This is a genomic window from Micromonospora sp. ATLC16 (assembly GCF_057196645.1).
Window position 1 is genome coordinate 14263 of the sequence record NZ_JBXUOW010000020.1, and the last position, 12105, is coordinate 26367.

Sequence of the window (12105 nt, forward strand, 5' to 3'; positions counted from 1 at the left end):
ACACCCGTAACGGGACTGAGCGTCAGGGCGTTCCCGCGCGCTCGTCCGTAGCTGTCGGCGCTGTGCCCACGGGCGTGGTGGGTTCCACCGGCGCGGCCATGCCCAGCGGCTCACCCTCGACCACCGGCGCGGGCAGTTGCACCGTGCCCGGGGCCGGCTCGGGTGGGGCGGCCAGCGTCAGCGTGCCGAACGCCGCCCGTACCGTCGTCGGCGTGCCATCGGCGTCGAAACAGTAGATGCCGACGTCCAGCGGCGGGTTGATCGATGCCGCCGTGGTCTCCACCGAGTAGCAGCTGCCGGTCGCATCGGCGGGTGGCATGGCCGGTGACACCGCCAGCGGGGCGCGCCGATCGGTCAGCACGTCGAGCCAGTCGGTGAACGGGTGCTGCACCCGGGGATCCAGTCGGCGCGGCAGCGTGTCGTCCCGTTCGCCGAGGCGTACGCAGCTCGCCGGCTCCGGTCGGGCGGCGGATGGCAGCCCGCACTGGAACAACCCGTCGGCGATCGCGGCCAGCGTGATGTCCGCGGTGCCGCCGAGCGCCCCGCCCGGCACGTCCACCCGCCAACTGCCGTCGTTCGCACTGGTGAAGACGACCACCCGGTCGGCGGTCCCGTCCGACCGCAAGGTGTACCGAGCGACCAGGTGCCGGTCCTGTGCGGCAGCGGCAAGGGCGGCCAACTCGTCCCGGGCCGCATCCGGGCCGGCCGGGCGCGGCGCGGCGGTCGGCGGTGGTGCGGGGTCGGTGGGCGGGTCGGACGAGCAGGCGGTGAGTAGTGCGGGCACGGCGAGCACGAGCGCGACGGTCAGCTGACGGTTCGGATGATGGGCGGCGGGCACCCGGCCATTCTGAGTGTTGGGCGGGGATCGGCACAGCCCCGGAAAGGCTGGCCTTTCCGGCGTGTCGTAGACCACGCCGGCCGCGCCCGCGGGCCGGATCGTGGGATCACCTGACCTGGCGGTCAGAGCCGCCCGATACCCTGAGGTCGTACGATTCGCGCCGCCGGCCCCGGTGCCGGCGGCGTCGGCACGCTCAGGGCAACCGGGAGGGAGTGCACCGTCGTGGCACTCGTGGTGCAGAAGTACGGCGGGTCCTCCGTCGCCAACGCCGAGCGGATCAAGCGGGTGGCCGAGCGCATCGTCGCTGCCCGCAAGGCCGGCGACGACGTGGTCGTGGTGGTCTCCGCGATGGGTGACACCACCGACGAACTGCTCGACCTGGCCAACCAGGTGAGCCCGTTGCCGCCCGGGCGGGAGTTGGACATGCTCCTCACCGCCGGCGAACGGATCTCCATGGCGCTGCTCGCCATGGCGATCCACAACCTGGGGTACGAAGCCCGCTCGTTCACCGGCTCCCAGGCCGGCGTGATCACCACGTCGGTGCACGGCCGGGCGCGGATCATCGACGTCACCCCGGGGCGGCTGAAGGGCGCGCTGGACGAGGGTGCCGTGGTCATCGTCGCCGGTTTCCAGGGCGTGTCGCAGGACACCAAGGACGTCACCACACTCGGGCGGGGCGGTTCCGACACCACCGCCGTGGCGCTGGCCGCGGCGCTCCGCGCGGACGTCTGCGAGATCTACACCGACGTCGACGGGGTGTTCACCGCCGATCCTCGGATCGTGCCCAACGCCCGGCACATCAGGCAGATCACCTACGAGGAGATGCTGGAGCTGGCCGCCTGCGGCGCCAAGGTGCTGCACCTGCGTAGCGTGGAGTACGCCCGGCGGGCCGGGCTGCCGATCCATGTCCGTTCGTCATACTCGACAAACACCGGCACCATGGTCACCGGATCGATGGAGGAGCTCTCTGTGGAGCAGGCACTGATCACCGGGGTCGCCCACGACCGTGGCGAGGCCAAGATCACTATCGTCGGGGTGCCCGACGAGCCCGGCGCCGCCGCGAGCATCTTCGACACCGTCGCGGGCGCTGAGATCAACATCGACATGATCGTGCAGAACGTCTCCACCGAGGGCACCGGTCGCACGGACATCTCCTTCACCCTGCCGAAGACCGACGGTCCGACGGCGATGGCCGCCCTGAGCAAGATCCAGGAAACCCTGAAATTCAAGGGCCTGCTCTACGACGACCACGTCGGCAAGGTCTCCCTGATCGGCGCGGGAATGCGGTCGCATCCGGGGGTGGCCGCCGGTTTCTTCGCCGCGCTGGGCCAGGCCGGGGTGAACATAGAGATGATCTCCACCTCGGAGATCCGGGTCTCGGTGGTCTGCCGGGACACCGACCTCGATGCGGCGGTCCGCGCCATCCACCAGGCCTTCGACCTTGGTGGCGACACCGAAGCCGTGGTGTACGCGGGGACGGGGCGGTAGCCCGGGTGGCCAGGCTGCCCACCCTGGCCGTGGTCGGGGCGACGGGGGCCGTCGGCACGGTGATGTGTGAGCTGCTCACCGGGCGGCGCAACGTCTGGGGCGAAATCCGGCTGCTCGCCTCCGAACGCTCCGCCGGTCGGAAGGTCCGCTGCCGGGGCGAGGAGTTGACCGTTCAGGTCCTCACCGAGGAGGCGCTCGACGGCGTCGACGTGGCGATGTTCGACGTGCCGGACGAGGTCGCCGCGCACTGGGCGCCGATCGCGGTCGGGCGCGGCGCCATCGTGGTGGACAACTCCGGTGCCTTCCGGATGGATCCCGAGGTTCCGCTGGTGGTGCCCGAGATCAATCCGGAGCAGTTGCGTAACCGGCCTCGGGGCATCGTCGCCAATGCCAACTGCACGACGCTCGCGATGATCGTCGCGGTCGCCCCGCTGCACCACGAGTACGGGCTGCGGGAACTGGTGCTCGCCTCGTACCAGGCGGGCTCCGGAGCCGGCCAGGTCGGCGTGGACGCGCTGCACGACCAGTTGTCCAAGGTGGCCGGCGACCGGCTGCTCGGCTCGCGTACCGGCGACGTGCGGCAGGCGGTCGGCGACGACCTCGGCCCGTTTCCCGCGCCGCTGGCGCTCAACGTGGTCCCCTGGGCCGGCTCGCTGGCCGACGGTGGCTGGTCGTCCGAGGAGATGAAGATGCGCAACGAGTCGCGCAAGATCCTCGGACTGCGTGACCTCAAGGTCTCCGCGACCTGTGTTCGGGTACCCGTGGTAACCGGCCACTCGGTCGCGGTGCACGCCGTCTTCGTCACCGAGATCGACGCCGAGGGCGCCCGTGGTGTGCTGCGCAACGCGCCCGGCGTGATCGTGGTCGACGATCCGGCGGCCGGCGAGTACCCGATGCCGATCGACGCGGTGGGCACCGACCCCTCCTGGGTCGGCCGGATCCGCCGCGCCGTCGACGACCCGCGCGCGTTGAACTTCTTCGTCACCGGCGACAACCTCCGCAAGGGCGCCGCCCTCAACACCGCCCAGATCGCCGAACTCCTCGCCAAAGAGCTCGCCCGCCCCTGACAGCGCCCCACCCCACCCGCCCCTGCCCCGCTCGGGTCGATCATGAGGTGGTTGCCGCCCGGGAGCGCCTCCGAGGCGATAACCTCATGATCAACTGCTGGTACGGAGGGTGGGGTGAGGGGCTAGGCGGCGGAGAGGTGGACGCCGTCGCGGCCTTTCCGTTTGACCGCGTAGAGGGCCTGGTCGGCGCGGCGCAGGGCGAGTTCAGGTGGCTCGCCGGGGCGGGGGAGGGCTACGCCGACGCTGATCGTGCGGCCCACCCGGCGCGCCGCCTCGGTCAGCCGTTCGGCGACGCGTACCGCCTCCTCGGGACGACTCACCTCGACCACCGCGACGAACTCGTCCCCGCCGATCCGGTACAACTCGTCGCCCTGGCGCAACGCATCCTCCAAGGCCCGGGCGAGTCCGATCAGCACCCGGTCGCCCGCCTGGTGGCCGTACGTGTCGTTGACGATCTTGAACCCGTCCACGTCGATCGCCAGCAGTGCGGTGCGGCCCGGGGTCACGGTGGCGATCCGCTGCCCGAAGGGGCCGGTGTGCCGCAGCCCGGTCAGCGGGTCGGAGCTGGCCTGCTCGCGCAGCCGTTCCAGGGTGCGTAGCCGCTCCAGGCAGCTCCACGCCTGCCCGGCCAGCAGCTCCAGCAGGTTGACAGTGGTCGGGTCCGGACGCAGGAGCCGCTCGTCGGCGACCAGCAGCACGCCACCCCGCTCCGGTGGCCCGAACGGCACCGCCACCAGGGTGCTGACGCCGGAGCGGACCAGCGGTTGATGCTCGTCGGTCGGTGGATGGCCGGCCTCACCGAGCGTGTAGCCGGCTCCGTAGCGGTGGGCCCGGTCGATGATGCGCCCGATCGTCGGTGCGTCCAGCTCGGCCAGTTCGGTACGCATCCGGGTCTCCAGCCCGCCCGGGGTGACCGTCGGGGCGCCGAGTCGCGGGCCGCCCCGGCCACCGAGCAGCAGGACGGCCGCGGCAAGGGTCGACACGTCCCGGGCCGCAGCGATCGCCGCCGTCATGAGGTCCCACTCGTTGCTGGCGGCGGTCATCGCCGAGACGTGCCGGAGCAGTTTCTCGCTGCGGCTCTCCGCCGGTCCACCGAGCGCCGAGATCCGGGTGCCGAGGCGGGCGGCGACCTGCTCGGCGACCAGCCGCCACGGGGCGAGGTCGGCCGGCCCGGTCCACTGCAGGTCGAGTACGCCGATGGTCCGGCCCGCCGGGTTCAGCACCGGCACGCACACCTCGGCGGTGACGTCGGGGCGTACCGGGATGTGCGCGTCGTCGGCGGTGACATTCGGGACGACGGCGGAGCGTCCAGCGGTGTAGACCCGACCGACGATGCCGGCTTCCGGCGCGACGGCGGCGAAGACCTGCCAGGAACCGGTGGCGGCGACGCAGCGCAGCCGGCCGTGCACGTGCAGCAGGACGGCGATCGTGGCAGGGGTGTACCGGGCGAGGGCATCGACGGCCGCTTCGCAGACCTCGGCGACGGTCGAGCCCATCGGCAGGCGGACCGTGACGTCACGGATGACTTTCTGGTGATCCACTCGCACGTCGTCCCAGGCTGGATCCGATCCCGGTGGCGCCGGGTCGCGGATCAAGCGTACTCACGCGGGGCCGGGAGCCGGCCGTGGTCGTACACATGTGCTATCCACAGGATGTGGACACGGCCTGTGCGGCCACGCGCGGCGACGATGGCGTGGGGATTTCCGGTCGAGTGGAGGCCCGATGCTCATCGCCCACCTCGGCGATCCGCACCTGACCACCGGCGTCCTCGGCGCCGAGTCGGCCGCCGGCCTGCACCGGGCGCTCGGCCGGGTGCAGGCGCCGAATCCCCGGCCCGACTGCGTGGTCATCACCGGCGATCTGGCCGACCACGGCCGTCCCGACGAGTGCGCCGTGCTGCGCGAGGTGCTCGGGCGATTTCCGTTGCCGGTGCACCTGGTCACCGGCACGGCAGGCACCGATACGAGCTCCGCTGTTTCTACCTGAGTCGGATAGCGGATTGATGAACGATCCTTGTTTTGTCCTATTTGTGATGCTATGCGGTAGATCGCCGATAAGGTCAGTTTGCCTTCCCGACGGTCGGGAAGGTCCGATCGAGTAGAGGCGAAAACGTGAGCGTAATCCGGCGAATTTCTGCCACCGGAGCGATAGCAATCACCGCGGGCGCTGTAGCGCTGTCGAGCGCGACACCAGCGCTTGCCGCCCCCGGAGACGCCAGCGCCCGTGGCGTCGTGATCGACCTGTCCGCAGCCGTGGCTGGCGTACCGGTGATCACGGCCAATGCGGTCATCGGTAGCGCGACCGCACCGGCCGGCGGCGGCACGGACACCGACACCGCTCTGGCGATCACCATCCCAGGTGCCTTGGGCGTGACGGCCTCGGGCACGGTCGTCGAGGTGAGCGCCACCCGAGGCGAGACGGCATCGTCGGCCAACGCCGAGATCGCCGACCTGGCCCTGGCGATCCTCGGGACCCCCGTGATCGATGCCGAGGTGATCACGGCGGCGGTCAGCTGCCCCCAGACCGGCGCGCAGACGGCGGACACCACCCTGGTCGGGCTGGAGCTGTTCGGTGCACCGGTGGACCTGCTGCCGAACACTCCCGGGGTCACCGCCAGTGCCGGCGTCACGGTTGTCGGCCTGGCCGACGCCGCGCTGGAGGCGACGCTGACCAGCGTCGAAACCGTCACCGACGATGGTGCCGTCGCCATCGCCGTGCAGGCAACCCTCCGGTTGACCGGCACCATCATCGGCGGGCCACTGCTGGACATCCCCGTTGGCACAGTCATCCTCGCCGAGGCGCGCTGCGAGCGTCCGCTCGGCCCCTCGCCGACACCTACCCCGACCCTGACCCCGACCCCGACCCCGACCCAGCCGACCGCGTCGCCCACGGTGGGGCCGACCCAACCGCCGACGGTCAGTCCTGTCCCCACCCTTCCGGTGACCGGCAGCGAGCCGGCGCAGCTGTGGTGGCTGTTCGGGATCGGCGCCGCGATGGTGACCCTCGGTGGTACCGCCACCCTGATCCTGCGTAGGCGCAGCACCCAGTGAGGCATGAGATTCTCACTCTGAGATAGGACACTGCGAGGGGTTTCCGGCTGGCCGGAAACCCCTCGCCCGTTCGATGACAGTGGGGCCCGCCACCGGGCCCCACCCCATGGGTCACCGCAGGCCGAAGGCCCGGACGACGCGTTGATCGATGCTGTTGCCCCGCACGTCGCGGGCGGTGGCGCGTAGGGTGACGAACCCGGCGGTTCGCGGCGCGTCGAGGCGCGTGCGCCAGCCGTCGCCGCTGCGGCGGAGCTTGGCGTTGTGCCAGGTGGCGCCGTCGTCGTAGGACACTTGAAGGGTCACCGAGCGGACCGGGGATGCCTCGGCTGCCGTTGGCACATGCAGTGCGGTGACGGTGAGGCGAGCGTCGCGTCTCGCCTTTCCGTCGACGTCGGTGTCGACGGTGTAGTCGAGCTGGAGCAGCGAGGGGTTCCACACGCTGCCCGGGCTGACCGCGCCGGAGGTGAAGCCCCATTCGGTCCGGGTGGCGGTGGAATACGGCCCGGCCCAGGCGTCGCGCTTGTTCTCCGACACCAGGCGGTACGGCAGCGGCTGCGGGTTCGACAGTCCGACGGACAGCATGCGCTGGTAGCGGTCGGTCTCGCCGAGGAGCGTATCGCCCTGGTAGAAGCGGATGACGTTGTCGGCGGCGTAGTTGTCGTAGGTGTCGCCCCGATGGGCGGTGCCCGAGTCGCCCCAGCCGGGGATGAAGGCGGAGAAGCCGCCGTCCTCGCGGAAGACACTTGTGTGGTCCAGCAGGCGGGGCCGTTGCACGGGGCCGAACCAGCGTTCCTCGTGCACCTTGCCGGCCCGGTAGGCGGTGGGAGCGGTCCGCTGGCCCTGTTCGCCGGGGATGGTGACCTCGGTGGTCCACGGCTCCCCGGCGGTGACCCAGTCGGTGCGCTCGCCACGCGCCGGAACCTCGACGAAGTCGAGCGCGCTCGGCGTCCCCGACGGGGTCAGGCCGGCGCGCGTTTCGAGCGACCGGCCCGGGCGCCAGTTGCGGAAGGACATGTCGACCCGGGCCAGGTCGCGTCGGGTGACCCGGTGGGTGAGGTCGGTCGGCACGGCATCGATGTAGTCGTGGACCAGGTCGTAGATGTACTCGGTGTCCGGCTGGGAGGTGATGTCGAGCCGGACCCGCCGCTCGTGCCCGAGGCGGGCGATCAACCGCTCGCCCTCGTCCCGGGTGAGGGTGGCGACGGTCACCGGCGGTGCGTCACGCGGATCCCACCAGAAGCTGGGCCACGGGTCGAGCCGCCCGGTGCCGTCATTGACCACGAGCAGGAGGCGGGCTCCGGCGGACGCGGCCGCGGCGGCCTGTTCCTCCAGTGACACGGTGTCGCTGCGGCGTACGACGACGGCCTTGCCCCGGGCATCGACCGAGGCGTACCCGGCGCTGTCGCCGGTGCTGGCGAACACCGTGTCGAGGCGGTGCTTTCCGCGCGGCAGGGGCGTCTCGGCGCGCTGCACCCTCAGGTCTTCGTAGGCGCGGTGGCCGGCCGAGACCGTCAGTGCGGGCTGGGTCATGCGCCAGCGGGTGCCGACAGCGAAGGCACCCGTCGTCACCTTGCGGTCGCTGGGCAGGATCCAGACGCTGTCGTACTCGGGGCCCGCGTACCACGCGGAGACCCAGGGGTTACCTTTGAGTTCGCGGAACAGCTCGAAGCGGGAATCGTCCAGGGTGGATGGCTGTGGAGTGGTCACGGTGGTGCGGCGGGCTCTGGTGGCGTCGAAGACGACCGTGCGGTCCCGGTCGAGGGTGATCTCGGGTACCGGGAGCAGCGCGAATCCCCGCGAGTGCGGCCCGTTGACGCCCTCCACGTCGGTGGTGAGCCACGCCGAGTACGTGCCCGAGGGCAGCCGCAGGTCCAGGGTGCCGCTCTCGTCGATCTGATACGCCGGCAGCGCGGCGCCGTCCTTGTCCAGCACGATCAGGTCGCCGCGGATCGGCCGGCCGCTACGGTCCTTGGCCTGCAAGGTCAGCTTGTGGCGCGCCCCTTCCTTGCCGACGGCGATCGAGGTGCGGGCGCGGACCTTCCCGGCGGAGTCGGACGCGGTCAGGAAGCCCGAGATCAGACGGTCGGCCGGCACGCGGTCGAAGTTCGTGGTCAGGGTCACCGTGGCACTGCCGTGCGCCGGAACGGTGACCTGCCGGGCCGACGGGACGACGAGGTCCGCGGGACCGCCGTCGAGCGCCGTGGCGAGGTCGAGGGTGAGGGCGCTGTCGGCGATGTTGGTGAAGCGGACGTCTCGCCCGACGGGGCCTTCGGGCGCCGTCGGCCACTGCGGATAGCCGAAGTCGGCACCGGCAGTGGCGAACAGAGTCGCGGCCGTGGTCGCGGCGATGTCCACCCGGCCGTTGCCGCCCTGGAACGGGCTGATCCCAGGGGTCGGCTTGGCGGTGCTGACCAAGGCTTCCTTGAGCTGCCGCCCGGTGAAGTCGGGATGCTGGGCAGCCAGCAGCGCGGCAGCGCCCGCGACGTGCGGGGCGGCCATCGAAGTTCCGTCCCCGAGCCGATACAACCCCTCGCCCTGGGAGTACTGCGAGCGGGCGGCCAGGATACCGACGCCGGGTGCGGTGAGGTCGGGCTTGATGGCCCGGTCACCGAGGCGCGGACCCTGACTGGAGAAGTAGGCGAGAGCGTCGTCGCCGTCCACGGCGCCGACGGTCAGCGCGGCGTCTGCGGCGCCCGGAGAGCCGACCGTGTAGGACCAGGGACCACTGTTTCCGGCCGAGATCACGAACAGGGCACCGGTCTCTTCACTGAGCTCGTTGACGGCCACGCTCATCGGGTCGGTACCGTCGGTGGGATCGCCACCGAGGCTCATGTTGACGATCTTGGCCTGCCGGTCACGGACCGCCCACTCCATGCCGCTGATGATCCATGACTCCTGACCGGAATTGTTGTCGGCGAGGACCTTGCCGACGTGCAGCCGCACGCCCGGGGCGACACCCCTCTCCCGGCCGTCCGAGGCGGCTCCGGTGCCGGCGATGGTGGAGGCGACGTGCGTGCCGTGTCCGTAGACGTCCTTCACCGTCTCACCGGGAACGAAGGACTCGGTGGCGGCCAGCTGGCCGGCGAAGTCGGGGTGGTCGGCGTCGATGCCGGTGTCCAGGACGGCGACGTCGGCACCCTCGCCGGTGTTCCCGGACTCCCACACCTCCGGGGCGCCGATCTGCGCGGTGCTGTCGGCGAGCGTGGCCTCGACCTTGCCGTCCAGCCACACCTTGGCGATACCGCCTGCGAGTGCGAGCTGCCGGCCGGTGGAACGCGCGGCGACCCCTCCGCCTCCGGTGATCGAGGACCAGAAGGCGCCGGAGCGGTCCGCGTCCAGCGCGGCGCCCTGGATGCTGTCCAGTGCCCGGACGGCGTGGGCGCCCTCGGGTGCCACCGCCCTGCGCGAAGCCGCCGCGGCGTCGGTGTAGGTGACGATCAGCGGGATCCGGTCCCGGTTCGCGTCGTCGTAGCCGTCCGCCAGCAACTCGGTGATGTTGAACAGCTGGTCGTCGAGCAGCCCGGCGGACACATACGGTAGTGCGCCGTGCGGGTAGACGTAGGTGTCCTCCCCTCTCGTCTGCGAGGTGTACCCGGTCAACCGCCCGGCCGCATCCCGGACCTCGGGGCTCAACCTCCCGTCAGCTGTTCGGGTCACGGTGACCTTCTCACCCGTGATCAGCGTGACGGTGAACGTGGATGCGGAAGCAACTGGCGCGACCGGTGACACGGAGGTGTACGGGGGATCGGCGGGCGCGGCCGAAGCCGGGGCGGGCAACGAGGCGAGCACCGCCGCGGCGGTGAGCAGCGCGACCAGGCGCCGCCCGGGAAGATGTGTGAACAGCACCGGGTTCCTCAGGTTGATCAACAAACGGAAGCGCTGCCAGCGTGTCGATCGTTTGTTTCGGCGAGGGTGCCGCGTCGTTGCGCGGTCGGTAAGAGCGGACCGGGTCCAGGCACTATCGGAGCCGGGCGTCATCTCCTGCTCACCGTGCGCCCACCCGAGCCGCTTCCCGGTCCAGGGCGGGCCCGCGACGGACCTCCCGGTCAACAACCCCGGCGGCAACTGGCACACCACAAAAGATTTGGCACACCACAAAGTGGGGCACATCCAGTGACTGGATGTGCCCCTCACCTGGTCGGGGTGGCCGGATTCGAACCGACGACCTCTTCGTCCCGAACGAAGCGCGCTACCAAGCTGCGCCACACCCCGAGGCGTGCCGACAAATAGTAGCCCACCCGTCCCGGGGCACAAAGTCGGTACCCGGGCGCGGGTGGTCAGCGCGGGATCAGCGTGAGCAGGCTGGCCTCCGGAGGGCAGGCGAACCGTACGGGGGCGGTCGGATGGGTGCCGAGTCCGGCGGAGACGTGCAGCCAGGAGTCCGATCCGGGCCAGCGGTGCAGGCCCTTCGCCATCGACCGGGGCAGCCCGCAGTTGGTCACCAACGCCCCTACCCCGGGCACGCACACCTGGCCACCATGGGTGTGCCCGGCGAGCAGCAGGCCGAAGCCGTCAGCGGCCATCTCGTCGAGCAGCGCGGGCTCGGGCGAGTGGGTGAGCGCGATGGAGAGGTCGACGTCGGTGGAGATCGGCCCGGCAACCGAGGGGTAGTCGTCCCGCTCGACGTGGGGGTCGTCCACCCCGGCCATGTCGATCGCCCGGCCGCCGGCCTTCACCGTGGTCCGCCGGTTGTTCAGGTCGACCCACCCGGCCCCGACGAGCACGTCACGCAGTTCCTCGGAGGGTAGCTCGACGCCCTCGGTGTACTCCCGGTCGGGCAGGAAGTAGGTGAACGGGTTCTTCCAGACCGGACCGGTGTAGTCGTTCGAGCCGAACACGAACGCGCCCGGGTAGTCGAGCAGGGGTTGGAGCGCTCGCAGCACCCCCGGCACCGCATCCGGGTGCGCCATGTTGTCGCCGGTCACCACCACCAGGTCGGGATCGAGGGCGGCCAGCGAGGCGACCCACTGCTGCTTGCGTACCTGGTTGGGAGTCATGTGCAGGTCCGACAGGTGCAGCACGCGCAGCGGCTCGGTGCCGGTCGGCAGCACCGGCACGTCGAAGCGGCGGAGGGTGAACATGTTGCGCTCGACGAGGGAGGCGTACGCCAGGGCGGCGGCACCCGTCGCGACGGTTGCGGTCGCGAGCCGGAATAGTGTGCGCTTTCGCATGCCGATCAGGGTAGTTTGACCGTCCATGAGCACGCTGAAGGACCGCCTCACCGTCGACATGCGCGCCGCCCTGAAGGCCCGCGACGAGCTGACCACCTCCACCCTGCGGATGGCCCTGGCGGCCGTGGGCACCGCCGAGGTCTCCGGCAAGGCCAAGCGGGAGCTCAGCGACGACGAGGTGGTGGCCGTGCTGACCAAGGAGGCCAAGAAGCGCCGCGAGGCCGCCACCGCCTTCGCCGACGCGGGCCGCACCGAGCAGGCCGCGCGAGAGAGCGCCGAGGGTGAGGTGTTGGACCGCTACCTGCCGAAGCAGCTCTCCGACGCCGAGTTGACCGAGGTGGTGACGCAGGCGCTCGCCGCGGGCGGCTTCACCGGCAAGGCCCAGATGGGTCCGGCGATGAAGGCGGCCCAGGCCGCGGTGGCCGGCCAGGCCGAGGGGGGTCGGGTGGCCGCCGAGGTACGCCGCCAGCTGGGCCTCTGAATCGTCCTCT

General features: G+C 71.1%; 9 protein-coding genes and 1 tRNA gene. 5 read left to right on the forward strand and 5 right to left on the reverse strand.

Annotated features, from left to right (window positions below; translation table 11 throughout):
- Nucleotides 1-22 precede the first annotated feature (22 nt).
- Nucleotides 23-838, reverse strand: coding sequence for a hypothetical protein (locus AC2CHE_RS11145; protein WP_484504830.1), 816 nt, complete (start codon nucleotides 836-838; stop codon nucleotides 23-25).
- 222 nt (nucleotides 839-1060) lie between these two features.
- Between AC2CHE_RS11145 and AC2CHE_RS11150 the strand changes: the two genes are divergently transcribed.
- Together AC2CHE_RS11150 and AC2CHE_RS11155 are read left to right on the forward strand one after the other, a co-directional pair.
- A complete protein-coding gene (locus AC2CHE_RS11150; protein WP_484504831.1) occupies nucleotides 1061-2326 on the forward strand; it encodes an aspartate kinase in 1266 nt (421 codons plus the stop codon).
- Between the two features lie 5 nt (nucleotides 2327-2331).
- The gene (locus tag AC2CHE_RS11155) at nucleotides 2332-3393 is read left to right on the forward strand and encodes an aspartate-semialdehyde dehydrogenase (RefSeq protein WP_484504832.1); all 1062 of its coding nucleotides are present in this window, start codon (nucleotides 2332-2334) and stop codon (nucleotides 3391-3393) included.
- A 122-nt stretch (nucleotides 3394-3515) separates the two neighbouring features.
- Here AC2CHE_RS11155 and AC2CHE_RS11160 read toward each other — a convergent pair whose 3' ends face one another.
- Nucleotides 3516-4934 carry a diguanylate cyclase gene (locus AC2CHE_RS11160; protein WP_484504874.1) on the reverse strand — a complete coding sequence of 473 codons (1419 nt, stop codon included), beginning with the start codon at nucleotides 4932-4934 and terminating at the stop codon, nucleotides 3516-3518.
- Between the two features lie 181 nt (nucleotides 4935-5115).
- On the opposite strand from AC2CHE_RS11160, the gene AC2CHE_RS11165 reads away from it, so the two are divergent.
- Together AC2CHE_RS11165 and AC2CHE_RS11170 are read left to right on the forward strand one after the other, a co-directional pair.
- Nucleotides 5116-5379: a metallophosphoesterase gene (locus AC2CHE_RS11165; RefSeq protein WP_484504833.1), complete on the forward strand. Its 264-nt coding sequence runs from the start codon at nucleotides 5116-5118 to the stop codon at nucleotides 5377-5379.
- Between the two features lie 245 nt (nucleotides 5380-5624).
- Nucleotides 5625-6443, forward strand: a complete 819-nt coding sequence (locus AC2CHE_RS11170) for a hypothetical protein (protein ID WP_484504834.1) — start codon at nucleotides 5625-5627, stop codon at nucleotides 6441-6443.
- Nucleotides 6444-6554: 111 nt separating this feature from the next.
- Here the strand turns inward: AC2CHE_RS11170 and AC2CHE_RS11175 are convergent, their stop codons facing one another.
- The 3 genes from AC2CHE_RS11175 to AC2CHE_RS11185 form a co-directional block, all read right to left on the reverse strand.
- Entirely contained in the window at nucleotides 6555-10289 is a 3735-nt protein-coding gene (locus AC2CHE_RS11175) for a S8 family serine peptidase (protein WP_484504835.1), read from the reverse strand.
- A 289-nt stretch (nucleotides 10290-10578) separates the two neighbouring features.
- Nucleotides 10579-10655 (reverse strand) — tRNA-Pro (locus AC2CHE_RS11180).
- 65 nt (nucleotides 10656-10720) lie between these two features.
- Nucleotides 10721-11614 (reverse strand): metallophosphoesterase, encoded by an 894-nt coding sequence (locus tag AC2CHE_RS11185; RefSeq protein ID WP_484504836.1) that lies wholly within the window; start codon nucleotides 11612-11614, stop codon nucleotides 10721-10723.
- Between the two features lie 25 nt (nucleotides 11615-11639).
- On the opposite strand from AC2CHE_RS11185, the gene AC2CHE_RS11190 reads away from it, so the two are divergent.
- Nucleotides 11640-12095: a GatB/YqeY domain-containing protein gene (locus AC2CHE_RS11190; RefSeq protein ID WP_484504837.1), complete on the forward strand. Its 456-nt coding sequence runs from the start codon at nucleotides 11640-11642 to the stop codon at nucleotides 12093-12095.
- Nucleotides 12096-12105 lie beyond the last annotated feature (10 nt).

Excerpts from the sequence above, each read along its gene's own strand:
- AC2CHE_RS11165 (WP_484504833.1), top strand. The coding sequence starts at position 5,116 with ATGCTCATCGCCCACCTCGGCGATCCGCACCTGACCACCGGCGTCCTC.
- AC2CHE_RS11185 (WP_484504836.1), bottom strand. The coding sequence starts at position 11,614 with ATGCGAAAGCGCACACTATTCCGGCTCGCGACCGCAACCGTCGCGACG.
- AC2CHE_RS11190 (WP_484504837.1), top strand. The coding sequence starts at position 11,640 with ATGAGCACGCTGAAGGACCGCCTCACCGTCGACATGCGCGCCGCCCTG.